Annotated in this window: 14 protein-coding genes, 1 rRNA gene, 2 pseudogenes and 3 riboswitches; of the genes and pseudogenes, 11 read left to right on the top strand and 6 right to left on the bottom strand. The window is 41.3% G+C overall.

From position 1 onward, the window contains the following. Window positions 1-56: 56 nt before the first annotated feature. Window positions 57-156, bottom strand: a riboswitch (purine riboswitch). A gap of 224 nt (window positions 157-380) precedes the next feature. The 3 genes from ACQCT5_RS21170 to ACQCT5_RS21180 all read left to right on the top strand — a co-directional run bounded on the left by ACQCT5_RS21170 (window position 381) and on the right by ACQCT5_RS21180 (window position 2,252). Then, entirely contained in the window at window positions 381-518 is a 138-nt protein-coding gene (locus ACQCT5_RS21170; protein ID WP_499644885.1) for a hypothetical protein, read from the top strand. A gap of 509 nt (window positions 519-1,027) precedes the next feature. Then, window positions 1,028-1,555 (top strand): RNA polymerase sigma factor, encoded by a 528-nt coding sequence (locus ACQCT5_RS21175; RefSeq protein ID WP_499644887.1) that lies wholly within the window; start codon window positions 1,028-1,030, stop codon window positions 1,553-1,555. Beyond that, window positions 1,527-2,252 carry a hypothetical protein gene (locus tag ACQCT5_RS21180; protein ID WP_499644889.1) on the top strand — a complete coding sequence of 242 codons (726 nt, stop codon included), beginning with the start codon at window positions 1,527-1,529 and terminating at the stop codon, window positions 2,250-2,252. The genes ACQCT5_RS21175 and ACQCT5_RS21180 overlap by 29 nt, the downstream gene beginning before the upstream one ends. A 26-nt stretch (window positions 2,253-2,278) precedes the next feature. On the opposite strand, the pseudogene ACQCT5_RS21185 reads toward ACQCT5_RS21180, so the two are convergent. Further along, window positions 2,279-2,548: pseudogene (locus ACQCT5_RS21185) on the bottom strand (MerR family transcriptional regulator); the annotation flags it as partial. On the opposite strand from ACQCT5_RS21185, the gene ACQCT5_RS21190 reads away from it, so the two are divergent. Then, window positions 2,516-2,728, top strand: a complete 213-nt coding sequence (locus tag ACQCT5_RS21190) for a helix-turn-helix domain-containing protein (RefSeq protein ID WP_499644913.1) — start codon at window positions 2,516-2,518, stop codon at window positions 2,726-2,728. The pseudogene ACQCT5_RS21185 and the gene ACQCT5_RS21190 sit on opposite strands and share 33 nt — an antisense overlap. Window positions 2,729-2,735: 7 nt before the next feature. On the opposite strand, the gene ACQCT5_RS21195 is transcribed toward ACQCT5_RS21190, so the two are convergent. The 3 genes and pseudogenes from ACQCT5_RS21195 to cspC form a co-directional block, all read right to left on the bottom strand. Further along, entirely contained in the window at window positions 2,736-3,404 is a 669-nt protein-coding gene (locus ACQCT5_RS21195) for a VOC family protein (protein WP_499644891.1), read from the bottom strand. Window positions 3,405-3,712: 308 nt separating this feature from the next. Further along, window positions 3,713-4,013 (bottom strand): annotated as a pseudogene (locus tag ACQCT5_RS21200) (IMP dehydrogenase); the annotation flags it as partial. A gap of 97 nt (window positions 4,014-4,110) precedes the next feature. After that, entirely contained in the window at window positions 4,111-4,314 is a 204-nt protein-coding gene (cspC, locus tag ACQCT5_RS21205; RefSeq protein WP_047972459.1) for a cold shock protein CspC, read from the bottom strand. Between the two features lie 342 nt (window positions 4,315-4,656). On the opposite strand from cspC, the gene ACQCT5_RS21210 reads away from it, so the two are divergent. Then, window positions 4,657-5,133, top strand: coding sequence for a CarD family transcriptional regulator (locus ACQCT5_RS21210; protein WP_499644894.1), 477 nt, complete (start codon window positions 4,657-4,659; stop codon window positions 5,131-5,133). A 645-nt stretch (window positions 5,134-5,778) separates the two neighbouring features. On the opposite strand, the gene ACQCT5_RS21215 is transcribed toward ACQCT5_RS21210, so the two are convergent. Then, window positions 5,779-6,180, bottom strand: a complete 402-nt coding sequence (locus tag ACQCT5_RS21215) for an anti-sigma regulatory factor (RefSeq protein ID WP_499644896.1) — start codon at window positions 6,178-6,180, stop codon at window positions 5,779-5,781. A 321-nt stretch (window positions 6,181-6,501) separates the two neighbouring features. Then, entirely contained in the window at window positions 6,502-7,200 is a 699-nt protein-coding gene (locus ACQCT5_RS21220; RefSeq protein WP_499644898.1) for a Na-translocating system protein MpsC family protein, read from the bottom strand. Between the two features lie 414 nt (window positions 7,201-7,614). Here ACQCT5_RS21220 and ACQCT5_RS21225 point away from each other — a divergent pair, with 414 nt between their 5' ends. The 6 genes from ACQCT5_RS21225 to ACQCT5_RS21250 form a co-directional block, all read left to right on the top strand. Beyond that, complete coding sequence (locus ACQCT5_RS21225; RefSeq protein ID WP_499644902.1) at window positions 7,615-8,568, top strand: AAA family ATPase; 954 nt, start codon at window positions 7,615-7,617, stop codon at window positions 8,566-8,568. Further along, window positions 8,568-9,779: a DUF58 domain-containing protein gene (locus ACQCT5_RS21230; protein WP_499644903.1), complete on the top strand. Its 1,212-nt coding sequence runs from the start codon at window positions 8,568-8,570 to the stop codon at window positions 9,777-9,779. Before ACQCT5_RS21225 ends, ACQCT5_RS21230 begins: the two co-directional genes overlap by 1 nt. Window positions 9,780-9,781: 2 nt before the next feature. After that, window positions 9,782-12,004: a transglutaminase TgpA family protein gene (locus ACQCT5_RS21235; RefSeq protein ID WP_499644904.1), complete on the top strand. Its 2,223-nt coding sequence runs from the start codon at window positions 9,782-9,784 to the stop codon at window positions 12,002-12,004. A 230-nt stretch (window positions 12,005-12,234) separates the two neighbouring features. Beyond that, window positions 12,235-12,336: riboswitch (purine riboswitch) on the top strand. A 181-nt stretch (window positions 12,337-12,517) separates the two neighbouring features. After that, on the top strand, window positions 12,518-14,038 hold the full coding sequence (guaA, locus tag ACQCT5_RS21240) for a glutamine-hydrolyzing GMP synthase (protein ID WP_499644915.1): 1,521 nt from the start codon (window positions 12,518-12,520) through the stop codon (window positions 14,036-14,038). 138 nt (window positions 14,039-14,176) lie between these two features. Beyond that, window positions 14,177-14,278, top strand: a riboswitch (purine riboswitch). A 126-nt stretch (window positions 14,279-14,404) separates the two neighbouring features. After that, window positions 14,405-15,733, top strand: coding sequence for an NCS2 family permease (locus ACQCT5_RS21245; protein WP_499644906.1), 1,329 nt, complete (start codon window positions 14,405-14,407; stop codon window positions 15,731-15,733). Between the two features lie 520 nt (window positions 15,734-16,253). Continuing rightward, window positions 16,254-16,345 (top strand): 16S ribosomal RNA (locus ACQCT5_RS21250); the annotation flags it as partial.

Consider the following 16,345-nt stretch of genomic DNA (forward strand, 5'->3'; position numbering starts at 1 on the left):
CATAGTAATGTTCGACAAAATCTTAACGCAACAAAAAAATCCGGACTAAAAATGGGTAGAGTGATCCACCCATTCGTAGTTAGGATTTTACGGCTCCTAGTAGAAACTCTTAGACCATATCTCTAAGAATATACGAATGAAACTATATAATTTATATCAACACAAGTTTGATTATAAACGAACTTTTTTGTTGTGTAAACAATGAATGTTCGTATTTCATGGATTTTTTTATTGTGATTCTTGATATTATAACTTTAGTATGTCTTTTTTGCTAATAATTCTTATAGGTCGGCATATGTGTTCTTGTTACCCTGAATAAGAATAAAAGTATATATCTTCTTCACGCCTTTTGCTAATATGAGAAAAGAAGGAAATTGTTAGTGTACGGTTTATTAGTAGTAGGAAGTGTGTTAACTGCTTGTAGCGAAGTGTTGGATAAAATAAATGAGCAATTTGAGGCGGAGGAAGAAATTTTTGCCTATCTTGATGGCACCAATCCATCATCGAAGCTGGTGTAATAGTGGAGCGAGAGGCAGTTGAATCTGATTTGAAGAAGAGGATTTAGAACGTGCTTATTCTTTTTTGGTCCAGAGGACTATCCCTTCTCTGGAAAAAGTAGTAGAAGATACAGAAGGAGTTGAAATTACATGGGCTCCGTTGCAACCAGCGCATGATAAGTTAATCGAGGCGCACTAGAAGCTGTTGGAAGCCTATTTACTCTATGCAGAAGGATATAAGCTTGGGGATGAAAGTCTAATGGTTGAAGGAGACGCTCTTTACGAAGAACATGTTGCCATTTTTAATGAGCATTTAGCCTAGTTCTCAGAATTTGCAGAAGAGTATAAAGTTGAGATAGAAATCGAAGAAATAGAATAGGTTAGATAAGGGAGATGGAGATCGTGCCATCTTTTTTGTTTGGAATCGGCTTAACAGTCTATCAGAATAATTTTTATAATAGTGCAACTTTTATAGAGTTCAACCGTCTAAACATAGATTATTTTTAAGCAGAAAGGAGGTTTCTCTAAGCTTGTCCAAAGAAAACGAAATCGATCAGTGGTATGTTCAGTACCATCAGACTATCTATAAATATATTTTGTTCATGGTAAAAGACGCTCAGGAAGCGGAGGACTTAACTCAGGATACATTTGTGAGGGCGTATCAGCATCATCATTCGTTTAAACGAAATTCTTCACCAAAAACCTGGCTATTCAAGATTGCCCATAATACAACAATAGATTACCTAAGAAAGAAGAAGCCACAAAGGGTATTTGCCAATGTTTTTATGAAAAAGGAACAAGCTGTGTCAACGGAGGATATTTTAATTCTTAAGGAAAATTCTCATGAGCTTTATTATGCTTTGAACAAATTGAAGGATTCTTACAAGCAGGTAATCATCTTAAGGAAGATAAAAGGGTTCTCCATAATAGAAACTGCTCATATCTTGGATTGGTCGGAAAGTAAAGTGAAGTCTACATTGTTGCGTGCGATTCAAGCTTTGTCAAAGGAATGGAAGGATGAGGAGGGAAATGATGGTGAGAAATGGGCAAAAGAATAAGAACGCATTAGATCAGTCACTCCAGAGGTTGGAATTTGATATGGAATGGAGCATGGATCGTTCGAACTTGGTTAGGAAGCGAGTACACTCTGACATTCAGAAGCTAAGAAAAAAAGGAACGATGAAACGATGGATAGCTGCCGCAGCATTATTTTTCCTTCTCGGCGGAGTTCCCATTTACCTTGAAGCAAATCATCCTTTTAGCAATACAGCGGCAGAGAAAGAGAAGAGTGTATATGAGCTTGAAAAAGAACAGCTTGTATTCCCTTTAGATGCGCAACACCATATCGACCGCATTATCGGTGAGCCGAGTATCGATTATTACATTTCAGAGTATAGTGATGGGCCATATTTATATTTGAGTGCTGCATATACATACAGATTGAACGAACAGAATACGTTGATTCAAATACACACCCAGAAGAATGAATTGTCCATTGAAGAAATGATGAAATCTTTCTTACCACATGAAAAATACCCTTCCACTTCCTATGAAGCAGTCGAAATACAGGTCGGTAAGGAACGTGCGGTGCTGACACATTCCAATCGTGACTACGGTGGGGTTGATCTAAAGCTAGTTACCAAAGACACGGTTTATTATCTCTATCCTGATATACAAATGAAAGACATGGACGAAGAGGAAGTTGCACAACTGAAAAAAGATTTGGTGAAGCTTGCGGAGTTGTTTAAGTTTTAGGGAGGCAGGGGAACGGTTCTGGCGGTTCATTCGGGTAACGAATGAGGCAGGAGAACCGTCCCCCAGGTTCTAGACTCCATGCGAGTCACAGCTCTCGAGAAGTCAGCTCCCAATGCGGTCTCGTAGTACCAGCATTTATGCTCAATGAGTTGCATTGTTTTTTTCGGTTCTTCCATTTGCGCTTCCACGCTAGCTTTTCTTTCCATAAACATGTCATATCTTTGTTGCAAGGTGGAATCTCCATCAGAACACCAATCAATGAAATGCTTTATCTCTTTAAATGGCAAGCCTGTGGATTATGGGAAAAGAGAATTGATAGAGGAATTGATTTACTTAGGAATACAGGATTAACGGTTAGTGAAATTGCTTATCAATCAGGAGTTAAAACGTCACAACATTTTGCACGGTCATTTAAAAAACATACAAATCGTACACCCACAGAAATAAGAATGGAGTATAGGGAAGGTGGAAATTAATAGTTACTTAAATCCATGTTCCCAAATCTAGAGCCTTCACCTTTATCTTGTATGGAAAGGTTGGGTGATATAATTGCTGTTCGGATGCAACTTCGCTTGCAACTTCAACTGTTACAGGGCTGATATAGGCGCTTTTTTGAGTGGGGTACCACGAGCGGCCGGTTTTGGCTAGAACAAATACACCTCCGTTTCCACCGAAAAATCTAAAGGTGGAATTAATAGATGGAAATTCGTTAGGTAATGGTGATAGAAATTGATCCATTTCACTAAGGTCGGGTGCGGGTAAGCCGATTTCGCCGATATCATAAAAGCCTATCAACGGATTTGTCGCGGGATTTGGCCTTTCTAAAATTTCCATAATGTTTCCTTCGGGATCATGGAAATATAGCTGCTTTCCTTTCCAGAACATACTTGTTTCTCCTTGCTCATTTTCTAACAAAACACCAAGCTTCTCTAATTTTCGATACATATAGTGAAAGTGTTCCATATCTGTTCGAAACGCAGCATGATAAAAGGGCTTTTTCTCCGAATGAATAAATGTGAGTCTTGTACTTCCGGCCCTGACTGTAAAGTAGTCCTCAAAATCCTCCAATAGAGGAAGTTCCATAACCTCATGGTAAAATATTTTCATCTCTTCTAAACAAGTGGTCTCTAACGTAACTTTTATTATTTTCATAATTACATCTCCTCCCTTTACTATTAGTGTATAAGATTCACTGAAAGAAGGAATTGGAAGTTAGAATGGTCTTCGCTCGGTCTTTTGGTGTAGATAGAGGCTTAGCTTTTGGAAGTACCTTAAGGAAAACACTTCAATAATCACTAGCATGATAAAGGGTCTTTCATCTCCCAGTGAAAGACCCTTTTCGCATCAAGTAGTATAAATGTTCTTAGGGGAAAAGTCCGATGGACAAGAAAAAAACAGCATATTTAATCACTCTCGATTAAATACGCTGTCATGTTTGACCCTCTAATTCTCTCTAAACCTTAATACACCTTATCCTCATTAAAAATAGAGTTCACAATCACATAATCTACGTGACGAATGGAGTCTAGAGTGGTTCCTCCAGCATAGGAAATAGAAGATTGAAGGTCTTGTTTCATCTCGGTTAAAGTATCCTGTAAGGAACCTTTATGCTCGATGAACATTTTTGCCTTCTACGTTCTTCTTTTTGCCTTTTTGGAATTCGGAAGCGGAGCCAAAATATTCTTTGACTAGTTTTTCATCGATTTCAATTGTTTCTCCTGGTGATTCTTCATGGCCGGCAAAAAGGGAGTGGATGAGTATTGGGGAAAGAAAGTGCGAACTTTTTATTGAGTATTACTTAGAAAACATAAAAAAACAGGCCCTAGAAAAAGGGCCTGTTTGTATAAACGATTTAAGATTAAGAAGCTTTTTGAACGTTAGAAGCTTGAGCTCCACGAGCACCTTGCTCAACGTCAAACGTTACTTTTTGACCTTCGTCTAAAGATTTGAAGCCATCACTTTGAATTGCGGAGAAGTGTACGAATACATCGTCTCCATTTTCACGTTCGATAAATCCAAAACCTTTTTCTGCATTAAACCATTTTACTGTACCTTGTTCCATTTTTGTTGCCTCCTAGTGCGTTGCCACACATTGTATTACTATCCTTGGCCAAAGTAGGATCAAGCTGAAAAATTGATATTCATACTATCCTTTACACCGAACAAAAATAATTCTCTTAATCATATCAGGAAGCGGAAGAAATTGCAAATTGTTGATATTTAACTAAAGCAGAAATGGAAGGATCCCATTCTATTATTTTCCCTTTATTGGTAATTTTACTTAGTTTCTACTACTTTTTCTAATTTTTTAGGTAAAGTAGTTGACGATAAAAATAATTTTATGATATTATTAAAATTTTGTTAAAAAACAATATATGTGTTATGGTTAATAAGGTTACCAAATATGGAGGTGGATTATTTGTTTGAAATTGGCGATAACATTGTTTATCCAATGCACGGAGTAGGTATAATTAAAGACATAGAAGAAAAGGATATTTCAGGGGAAAAACAACAATATTATGTTATAAGCATGTTAATCAGTAATATGCAAGTCATGATCCCTACTGGTAAAATATTGAGTTCAAGTATACGCCCTGTTACTGACATCATTGCATTGAAACACATCATGCACATTTTTCAGCATGGAGAATCAGATAGTTTACTGCCGTGGAAACAAAGATTTAAATTGAACACGGAAAAAATCAAAACAGGTAAAATACAAGAAGGTGCCGAAGTTGTACGTGATCTACTGCGTATGAAGAAGGAGAAAGCACTTAATTCAAGCGAAAAAAGAATGCTGAATAACGCAAATGAATTTTTAATTAGTGAACTAAGATTAATTAAAGGGATTACAGAAAATCAAATTAAAAGCTTTTGTTAAAGTTAACTAAAAGATAATGTAATAAGTTTCCCGAAAATATCCTGATTTTTTGGGGGAATATATTTTATTAAAGTAAACTATTTCAAAGACATTCTACTTCTTCTACTCGCTTTTGGAGCATTAACCTCTTTTGTTATTTCTACAACCTAATTCATTTTTATTTACCACATTAACTTACATTACGTTCCTTCTCGGTGAATAGCGTAATAGATTAAATAAAAAAGGTCTTTCATCAGTTAACACTAGCTGGTGAAAGACCTTTTTTGCATATTATATAATTTAAATGTTTTAGGAGTATAACTGGAAGGACGGTTATTGTGGCCCCATCACTAACTTCCCCCGAATCGCCGTCAGTACCCGAAGCGGACTCGCTTGCAACGGACTGATCTTCCTTTGCAGCCGTCTCATCTTCGGCTTTTTCATCATCAATCGGCTCTTCATTGGTCTCCTCGCTGATTGAAGTAGATATTATTTAGTATATGATGGATAATGGGACAGTAAAAAAGCCCGAATCCACATCTGGGTCCAGGCTTTATGGATGGTAAGTGGATTAATTCATTGGAAAAGAGTTTGCGAGATTTGTTTAGGAAAAGGAGTAAGGGGTAAAGGATAAGAAAGAGGACATTTTACCTACCAGAAGAGCAGTCAATTTCTCAACCATTTGACTACTCGTATTTGTGTGCCGTTGTCCACTTGGCTATCAATCAAAAATTCATCCATCAGCCTTTTTACTCCTGGGAGTCCGGCTCCTAAACCGTCGGAAGTGGTATACCCATCCTCCATGGCCTTTTTGATGTTCACGATGCCTGGTCCGTCGTCACACACGACAACCTGCAGACCGGGAACAAGCTTATGGATTATCTCAATGGAGATGGTGCCATTCCCTGCATACTTCACGACATTTCTGGCCAGTTCCGATATGGCGGTAGTGATTCTGGCCTGATCGATATGATTGAAGCCAAGGCTTGTTGCAACCTCACGGCCAATTTTTCTTACTATAATGATATCTTTCTCATCTTTGATTTTCAGCTGGTGCTTTACAGTCATTCTACAACCCTCCAAGGGTGAGACCTAAAATTTTCTTTGCCTATAAGCAATATCAGCTAATAATGCTCTTTTCGTAAAGTTTGTTGCTTATGACGTAAAAAATCGGCATTTGGATTTTTTATAGCATATTCCCCTGTATTATTAAAAGTAAATTAACCTAATACACGGGAAAAGAGCACGAAAGCAAGTAATGTTACGTGTTTACGTTGAATACGTCAAATGCAACAATATATGCGAAATCATTTGCTAATAAAAAAAGGCCAAAGAGAAGGTCGGTTTCCACCTTCTCTTTGGCTTATGTCTAGTTCCATGCCTAGATCATTACTGCCTATTGTTAGGATTTAAAATAAATACGATGGTACTTTTGTCCAGGTTGAAATCCCAGTTTACAAATATGTCGTCAATTTGTACATCTAGATACTCTTCGAACAGTTCTTTTCTTTTATAGAGAAGAACTTTTTCAAGCTTTCTTTTTGAAATTGTCAATGGTTCTTCAAAACCCAGCTCAATGAGCATCTTCTCGATTTCAACCAGTATCCCTTTTCGGATAACGATAAGAGTTCGAGAGTTTAATTGATGGGAAAAAATTTGATTTGGTGCTTTTTCGGCAATTTTGCTTACATTGGAGACTTCCAATTCCACTTTGATGCTCTCCGGGTAGGAATAATCAGGTGGAAATGCATCTTCCGGGCCGATCCCTACGAATATGCCTGAAGCATTTGCTAATGTCCAATCATAATAGAATTCGTTTATCTCCATACCGGACACATTTTTTATAAGTTCTTTCAATTCAGGCGCCAGTCTTTGCATGAGCTTATCCCGTGTCTCTTCGACAGTCAATTCATGCTTTTCATTTATTAATGCTTGTTCCATGGGAGTCAAAAAATTACGCAAATAAATGGTAATATACGGCCTCGAAATGGTTACAAAAATGGATTCCGGACCTTTTCCGAAGTGATCCCTTAAAATTCTTCCGATACTGCTTGCTAATTCCAGCTGGCTTTTCTTTATCCCCATCATGTCATTCCTCTAAGAACAAAGCATCATATCTTTATTCCTTATAATTTTTCTATCAAACAGGGTTAATTTTTCCAAAAATAAAGAAACATCTAAAGTAGAGTATAACGCAAATAAGGAAACAATCCCACCAATAACGCTTATCTCCCAGTATCTACCTCTTTATTAATGAACACTAACCGCACATGTAAATACATTCTTTGTAGTATTCTACACAAAAGTTTGGAAACCTTTTTTAAAAGAGTGATTACTACCTATTCATCTATTTTTTTTGTTATTCTATAAATAGGGAATATTGCAAAATTATATTCATTACCTAAAAAAGGAATTTCGCCAGTGTCAGGCGAATAGTATGAAGGTTAAGTGTCTTTATGGAAAAATGCTAGAAACATAGATTCTCTAGGGGGTACATAGTCAATGGAAACTTCTCAGTTACAAGTCAAACGCATCTTGGATAATATCGGAAACGTCATGATTGGTAAAGAGCATGTGGCAGAATTAAGCATAGTAGCACTTTTGGCAGGAGGTCACGTTCTGTTGGAGGATGTGCCTGGTGTCGGAAAAACACTGATGGTTCGCTCGTTGGCAAAATCTGTTGGCGCGGAATTCAAACGTATTCAATTTACTCCGGACCTTTTGCCATCGGATGTTACGGGGAGTTCCATCTACAACCCGAAGGAACTGCGCTTTGAGTTCCGCCCTGGCCCGATAATGGGGAATATCGTATTGGCGGATGAGATCAACCGGACCTCACCGAAAACACAAGCAGCCCTGCTCGAGGGGATGGAGGAAGCAAGTGTGACGGTTGATGGCAATACGCTCTCATTGGGCAGTCCATTCTTTGTCATGGCAACCCAGAACCCGATTGAATATGAAGGAACATATCCTCTTCCGGAAGCGCAATTGGACCGTTTTCTCTTTAAGATGAATATGGGCTACCCGACTCCGGAAGAAGAGGTGCAGATTTTACATACCACAGAAAAGCGCCAGCCAATCAATGAACTGCAATCTGTGATCACATTGGAAGAACTCCAGGAAATGCAGAAGCAGGTAAAAGAGGTACACGTGGATGTAACGGTAAAGGAGTATATCGTTGACCTTGTGAATCGAACAAGAACCCATCAATCAGTTTATCTTGGTGCGAGCCCGCGTGGTTCCGTTGCGCTCATGAAAGCTGCGCAGGCTTATGCCTTTATCCATGGCAGGGATTATGTCCTGCCGGATGATGTGCAATATTTGGCTAAATACGTACTGCCACACCGTATTATCCTGAAATCGGAAGCGAAATTTGAAGGAATGACAGCGGAGCAGGTAGTCAGAAAAGTGATCGATCGTACCCCGATTCCTGTACAAAGGTCGATGAGCCGCTAATGAAACTATTTTTTCAAAAAGCCAAGAAGGTTTCAAAATTAATTTCCTTCCTATTTCTGGTCATTATCACGTTTGTTTATGCCATGTTCCAGGGGGGCTTTGTCAGCTGGTTCCTATTTTTCAGCTTTTTGCCCTTTGCCCTCTTCTCCTTATTGGTGCTGCTTTATCCACTTGGTGATTTCAAGGTGGAGAGAAGCTTGAATCAGGAGCAGTACAAGGCAGGGGACAGGCTGATCGGAACCATTACGTTAAAGCGGACCATTCCTTTTCCGCTCACCTATCTATTGGTGGAGGAAGTGCTTCCAAGCAATCTCCTGTTCAGCCAGCAAACCAAGCAGGCGAAAAGAATCATATTCCCTTGGTTCAAAAACACGATCTCGTTTCAGTATGCACTGGACCGCATTCCCCGCGGGGAACACACTTTATCGGGCATACGCTTCAAGACCGGGGATTTTCTTGGGTTGATGGAAAAGGAAAGACTGATCGAAATGAAACGGAAATTCCTGGTCTATCCACACTATTCGGAAATGGTCTACAAGCAGAATGAAAACAAATTTGATCAAGGCTCCACTTCTTCCAATATGAGATTGATCCGCGATACCTCGATGACAGTGGGGGTCCGGGAATACCAGCCGGGCGACCGCTTTTCCTGGATAGATTGGAAGGCGACAGCCAGAAAGAATGACATTATGACAAAGGAGTTTGAACAGCAGCAAAGCCATGATGTGGTGCTCCTGCTGGATCGCTCCCAGTCCTCGTCCTTTGAAGCGGCAGTCAGTTATACCGCCACTCTGACAAAGGCGGTATTGAAATATGGGTCCCAGATCGGACTAGTATCCGTCGGAGAAGATCATTCGGTGTTCCCTTTACGCAGCGGGGAGGAGCAGTTTTCGCAAATTTACTATCACCTGGCAAAGGTGCAACCCAACAGCAAACGCAGCTTCGCTAAGGTGATAGAAATGGAGATTGGAAAGTTCCAGCCGACGGTGACCTTTCTTTTCCTCACAGGTAAATTGGTAAAAGAAACGGTGGAAAGCCTTGAAAAATTATCGCACCGCCACATTCATCTGCAGGTGGTCATCACCAAGGATGAAGGGGCAAGGTTGTCGAAGGAAGAGCATTCGTATATGAATCTCTTAAAACGAAGAAATATTCAAGTGAAGGTCAGTAACGCTGGTCATTCAACCGAGACGATAAGTGAGGTGAGTTAAGCGTGGCCACAGCCAATCCGTATCAACGAAACTTGTATGCCTTCCTTATGCATGTATTTGGTTTCATCCTGCTGCTTGAGTGGGTGCTCCCATTGGAGGAAGTGACAGACACCGCCAATCTCTATGTTTTCATCGTGTTCCTGACGGTGGCGTTTGCCCTGTCCTTTTTACAGATCATTCCCATTTTGAGCATCATCGTGCAGATGGGGTTTATGATGTATTTTCTTCACATCCTGTACATGGATGGCGTGTTCCTGAGCAGGGAATGGCTCTCCTTTTTATGGCAGGATCTGACCTTTAACTTCGATATCATATGGGCAGGTGAGTGGACTTCCATGACCGGCCTGTTTCGAAGCCTTCTCCTATTCATTTTATTATGGCTTGTAAGCTATCTGGTGATTTATTGGATTCTGTATCGCAAGCAGATGCTCCTGTTTGTCGTTTTCACGGTCACCTATGTGGCCATCCTCGATACCTTTACGGTGTACGAGGGGAACACGGCGATTGTTCGCCTGATGATTGTCGGCTTGCTCATCGTCGGATTTGTCCATATGGAGCGCCTGAAGGAGAAAGAGGGAATCTATAAATCAGGTAAAATGCTGCTGGCATGGGGAATTCCCCTTACCGCTTTTGTTCTGCTATCTGCAACAGTCGGATACTTGTCCCCTAAAGCCGCTCCAATCTGGCCGGACCCGGTACCGTTCCTTACATCTTTCAATAAAGATAGCGGCAACGGATCAGGCGGAGTCAAAAAAATAGGCTATGGGGAAAATGATTCCCGCTTGGGAGGGCCGTTCGTTCCGGACGACACGGTGGTATTCCAGGCAGAGGTCACCCAGTCGCACTATTGGCGGGTAGAGACAAAGGATATCTATACAGGTAAGGGCTGGGATGCGACAGAAGCAGATCCGGTACCGCTTGAAGGCGGAGAGAACACCGCTGTGGAATGGATTGCCGAAGCGGTGGAAAAGAGCCCCTTGACAGCAACGATCATGATGGAAAAAACCTATCCGCATATCAACTATCCACTCGGTTTTACCGGAGTGGAAGCCGAGGAAGAAGCGTTATATGAAATAAACCCAATCACAGAAAAGATAACCACCAGCGACTTGGAAGAGGAAGCAATCCGATTGGAAGAATATCAGGTCAACTATCATTTTCCTCGATATTACATCGAATCATTGAAAAGTGCGGTCCCGGGAACAGGACTGGAAAGTGAGGAAGAATTCGTCGAGCGCTATACACAATTGCCGGAAAGCTTGCCGGAGCGGGTAAGAGAGCTTGCTGTCGACATCACGGACTCCTACTCCACAAGGCATGATAAAGTCCAGGCGGTCGAGCGCTATTTCAGAAACAATGATTTTACTTATGAAACCACCAATGTAGCGGTTCCAACAGGGGACCAGGATTATGTCGATCAATTCCTTTTTGAAACACAGATGGGATATTGCGACAACTTCTCCACTTCCATGATCGCTTTACTGCGTGCAGTCGATATTCCTGCAAGATGGGTGAAGGGATACACAGAAGGGGAAACAGCCCAGGGCACCCAAGCTGTGAACAGCGCCAACAGAGTGCTCGAAGTAACCAATAACAATGCGCACTCATGGGTGGAGGTCTACTATCCGGAGGTTGGATGGGTAACCTATGAACCGACAAGCGGCTTCAGTAATCCATATAGCTTCGTGTATGAAGCAGTAGACCGCAATGAAGCAGGCGAAAATGGGGAAGAACAGACCCCGGAACTGCCTGAAACACCTGAACGACCTGATGCGGAACGACCGGAACTTGGCCAAGAGGATATAGATGAAGGTGGAAGTTCTTCGAAGGGTACAGGTACAACCTTTGATTTTGAGCTTACATGGAAACCGGTTCTCCTCACTCTTGGTGCAACGATTTTATTATTCTGCATTTTCTACTTCACAAGAAACAAATGGAAGCCTTATTTCTATATTGCACGGTACAAGGGTCGCAGAGATGAGCAGGCCTTCGGCAAAGCGTACAACACCTTATTGAAGCAATTCCATTCCATCGGACTAGTCCGGGAGGATGGGCAGACCTTAAGGGAATACGCTAAGTATATCGATAATTTCTACCGGAGCAGCGATATGCAGAGCCTGACGTCCCACTACGAACGAGTGCTGTACCGTGGAAACTCCTCTCGGGAAGAATGGGAGAAATCGGTGGAATTATGGGAAAATTTAATTAAAAAGGCATCATCTTGACCTCCTAGAAACACATTGATAGAATAAGGACAAATTATTAATCAAGGCTCTTTTCTTAAAGTTTGTTGCCTATGTCCGTAAAAAATCAGCTTTTGGATTTTTTACAGCATTTAGCCCCATAAAATTCAAATGGAAAATCAATCTATTTTATGGGAAAAGAGCACGAAAGCAAATAATGTAACGTGTTTACGTTGGATGCGTCAAAAGCAACAATGGATGCGAAAAAGCTTAAATCAAATATGTATTGGCTTCATATATCCTCGATAATATGGTTCGAGAGTCTCTACCGGGTTGCCGTCAACTACCCGACTATGAAGGCAGTTTATTCTTTTGGGGATTTCATCCTCTAGTAAACTAGAATTCTGCCTTCTTATGTATATATGAGGGGGAAATTCTGGTTTTTTTGTGTTTTTCAGGCATATCTTTCCTTTTTGCGTGCAAAATAAGCGGAAAGCTGTGCTCCGAAATAAATATTCTATTATGAGGTGAATTGGGTTGGAAGGTATTCAACAGATGGTCGTCGTTTTAGACTTCGGTAGTCAATATAATCAGTTAATAACTCGTCGTATCCGTGAGTTCGGTGTTTACAGTGAACTGCACCCGCATACGATTACAGCGGAAGAAATCAAAAAGATGAACCCGAAAGGAATCATCCTTTCCGGTGGACCGAACAGTGTGTACGGAGAAGGTTCTTTCCGTTGTGATGAGGAAATCTTTGAGCTAGGCATTCCTGTTCTGGGGATCTGCTACGGCATGCAATTAATGACGATGCATTTTGGCGGAGTAGTGGAAAAAGCCAGTCACCGTGAGTACGGCAAAGCGCTTGCTACTGTTACAAACCAATCCGCATTATACAGTGAGCTTCCAGATCAGCAGGTTGTGTGGATGAGCCACGGGGATCTGGTAGTAGGAGCACCTGAAGGCTTCGTGACAGACTTGACGAGTCCATCATGCCCGATTGCCGGCATCAGTAATGAAGAGAAAAAAATGTACGGTGTTCAATTCCATCCTGAGGTACGTCACTCCGTTTACGGGAATGAACTATTGAGAAACTTCGTCTACAATGTTTGTGGCTGCACAGACAGCTGGACGATCGAGAACTTCTTTGAAATTGAAATGCAAAAAATCCGTGACATCGTCGGTGACAAGAAAGTACTATGCGCTCTTAGTGGTGGCGTTGACTCCTCTGTCGTGGCGGTTCTGATTCACAAAGCAATCGGTGATCAGTTAACGTGTATTTTCGTTGACCATGGTCTATTGCGTAAAAATGAAGCGGAACAAGTGATGAAAACATTTACCGAAGGCTTCCATATGAATGTAATCAAGGTTGATGCAAAAGAACGTTTCTTAAATAAACTAAAAGGTGTATCCGATCCGGAGCAAAAACGAAAAATCATCGGGAACGAATTCATTTACGTATTTGATGATGAAGCGTCCAAGCTCGAAGGCATCGACTATCTGGCACAAGGAACACTCTATACAGATATTATCGAGAGTGGTACGGCAACTGCACAAACAATCAAATCACACCACAACGTAGGCGGTCTTCCTGAAGACATGCAGTTCCAGTTGATTGAACCGTTGAACACATTGTTCAAGGATGAGGTCCGTGCACTTGGAACAGAAATGGGTATTCCGGATGAGATCGTATGGCGCCAACCATTCCCGGGTCCAGGACTCGGTATCCGTGTTCTTGGAGAAATCTCCGATGAGAAGCTGGAAATCGTTCGCGAATCCGACCACATTCTACGTGAAGAGATCAAGAAAGCGGGCCTTGACCGTGACATCTGGCAATATTTCACGGTATTACCTGATATCCGCAGTGTAGGGGTAATGGGAGATCAGCGTACCTATGACTATACAATCGGGATCCGTGCCGTTACTTCCATTGACGGGATGACTTCTGACTGGGCGCGTATTCCTTGGGATGTGCTGGAAATCATCTCTACACGTATCGTAAACGAAGTGGACCACATCAACCGCGTCGTGTATGACATTACAAGCAAGCCACCTGCAACGATTGAGTGGGAATAGATCGAAAAGCTGACTGGATTTGAACCCAGTCAGCTTTTTTATTTGTAAAAAACGAATAAATATTAAGTTCTTGTCGAAAATGTTCGTATTTTGTATTGACGTGTTGCTGGTTGCTTGGTAAAATAAGAGCAGAAATCATATCTTATATAGTTCAAATCTCGTATAAATTTGGGAATATGGCCCAAAAGTTTCTACCAGGCTACCGTAAACGGCTTGACTACGAGGTGTATGGAATGGTGTATGGACTACTCTTAAATGGAGAGCCTATATGCATTTCCTTATCCTCGTCTGTCAACGTCCCTGGTATCCAGGGGCGTTTTTCTTATTTATACGATCATCTGCTTCACACATTCGAGGAGGATTCATATGAAGAAATACTTTGAGTTTGAAAAATTCGGAACAAGCTATAAAACAGAATCCATTGCAGGCTTGACAACATTCCTTGCAATGGCCTATATCCTGATCGTCAATCCGCTTATGCTTTCCTTGGCAAGTGTAGGGGATTACCCGGATGCATTAAGAATGGATCAGGGAGCGGTCTTCACAGCGACGGCATTATCAGCAGCTATTGGTTGCTTAGTCATGGGACTATACGCCAAGTATCCTATCGCACTAGCACCTGGTATGGGTCTTAACGCGTTCTTCGGTTATACAGTAGTTCTTACAATGGGGATTCCTTGGCAGACTGCTCTAGCAGGAGTATTAGTTTCAGGATTAATCTTCATCGCTTTGACACTTACAGGTCTACGTGAAAAAATCATCAACTCCATCCCTGCAGAGTTAAAATATGCAGTGGGAGCGGGTATCGGATTGTTCATCACCTTCATCGGCTTTCAAAATGCAGGTGTGATTGTCGGGGATGACGCAGTTCTAGTTGGATTGGGTGATCTCACAGCTGGAAATACACTTCTTGCAATCTTTGGATTAATCGTGACAGTAGTTCTTATGGTCCGTGGGTTCAAAGGCGGGATATTCTTCGGTATCGTCATTACTGCAGCGGTTGGGATGATGTTCGGTCTCATCGATACGCCTGCTAATGTCGTAAGCGCACTACCACCAAGCCTGGATCCGACATTCGGTGCTGCTTTTGCTCACCTTGGTGACATCTTTACTATTGAAATGCTGGTTGTTATCCTGACTTTCTTATTTGTGGACTTCTTTGATACAGCAGGTACGCTTGTAGCGGTAGCCAATCAGGCTGGACTAATGAAAGATAACAAGCTTCCTAGAGCAGGAAAAGCATTATTCGCAGATTCGACTGCAACAGTAGCAGGGGCAATCCTTGGAACATCCACTACCACGTCATATATTGAATCATCTGCCGGGGTGGCAGCTGGTGGGCGTACAGGTTTCGCATCCATTATTACAGCTTTACTTTTCATACTATCACTTTGGTTCTTCCCACTGTTATCTGTCATCACTGAACCGGTAACAGCACCAGCGCTTATCATCGTAGGTGTACTTATGGTATCTGCGCTTGGCAAAATCAAATGGGACAATTTCGAAATCGCTGTACCGGCATTCCTGACAATCATCGTAATGCCATTATCGTACAGTATTGCAACAGGTATTGCGGCAGGCTTCATCTTCTACCCGATCACGATGATCATGAAGGGTAGAGCAAAAGAGATTCACCCTGTCATGTACGGACTGTTCCTCATCTTCATCTTATATTTTGTGTTTTTAGTTGAATAGATTACTATTACTAGAACCTGACCCCTGCTCCTTAATGGAGCGGGGGTTTTCTATGTGTGGTTATATAGATGGAAAAAACTTCTGGGGATTAATTCGATAATAACGTTTAGTAGGTGGTGGGAACGGTAAAGACAATAGTATAGAAGAAACAACATTCTAGGGAGGTAGGATAGATTAATAGAATTCTCTAATAGAATAGAAGGAATTAAGAATGGAAAAATTATTTTAGAAAAACAGTTGACGGGTTAATATGTTAGATGGTATATTATTATTCGTTGCCGCAAAACACGAAATTACTTTTCGAAACAACACGGCAACAAAGAAGTTTTAAAAAAGGTGTTGACCTTGAAAGGTTAACATGGTATAGTAATTAAGTCGCCACGGAGCGACAAGCTACACAAGCGAAAATGATCTTTGAAAACTAAACAAAACAACAGCGTCCACGTTAATCTTATAGGGATTAACAAAGAACGAAAAAGCAACAAAAGCTAGTCAACATTTGAGCATAAGCTCAAACTCTTTATTGGAGAGTTTGATCCTGGCTCAGGATGAACGCTGGCGGCGTGCCTAATACATGCAAGTCGAGCGGACTTACAAAAGCTTGCTTTTGTA

The sequence above is a fragment of the Sutcliffiella halmapala genome, assembly GCF_050107295.1.
Lineage (GTDB): Bacteria > Bacillota > Bacilli > Bacillales > Bacillaceae_I > Sutcliffiella_A > Sutcliffiella_A halmapala_A.

Bases quoted from the DNA above. Each gene is read 5' to 3' on its own strand.
- ACQCT5_RS21190 (WP_499644913.1), top strand. From the start codon at position 2,516: ATGCTTTATCTCTTTAAATGGCAAGCCTGTGGATTATGGGAAAAGAGA.
- ACQCT5_RS21195 (WP_499644891.1), bottom strand. From the start codon at position 3,404: ATGAAAATAATAAAAGTTACGTTAGAGACCACTTGTTTAGAAGAGATG.
- ACQCT5_RS21210 (WP_499644894.1), top strand. From the start codon at position 4,657: ATGGAGGTGGATTATTTGTTTGAAATTGGCGATAACATTGTTTATCCA.
- ACQCT5_RS21225 (WP_499644902.1), top strand. From the start codon at position 7,615: ATGGAAACTTCTCAGTTACAAGTCAAACGCATCTTGGATAATATCGGA.
- ACQCT5_RS21220 (WP_499644898.1), bottom strand. From the start codon at position 7,200: ATGATGGGGATAAAGAAAAGCCAGCTGGAATTAGCAAGCAGTATCGGA.
- guaA (WP_499644915.1), top strand. From the start codon at position 12,518: ATGGTCGTCGTTTTAGACTTCGGTAGTCAATATAATCAGTTAATAACT.
- ACQCT5_RS21245 (WP_499644906.1), top strand. From the start codon at position 14,405: ATGAAGAAATACTTTGAGTTTGAAAAATTCGGAACAAGCTATAAAACA.
- ACQCT5_RS21180 (WP_499644889.1), top strand. From the start codon at position 1,527: ATGATGGTGAGAAATGGGCAAAAGAATAAGAACGCATTAGATCAGTCA.
- cspC (WP_047972459.1), bottom strand. From the start codon at position 4,314: ATGGAACAAGGTACAGTAAAATGGTTTAATGCAGAAAAAGGTTTTGGA.
- ACQCT5_RS21230 (WP_499644903.1), top strand. From the start codon at position 8,568: ATGAAACTATTTTTTCAAAAAGCCAAGAAGGTTTCAAAATTAATTTCC.
- ACQCT5_RS21215 (WP_499644896.1), bottom strand. From the start codon at position 6,180: ATGACTGTAAAGCACCAGCTGAAAATCAAAGATGAGAAAGATATCATT.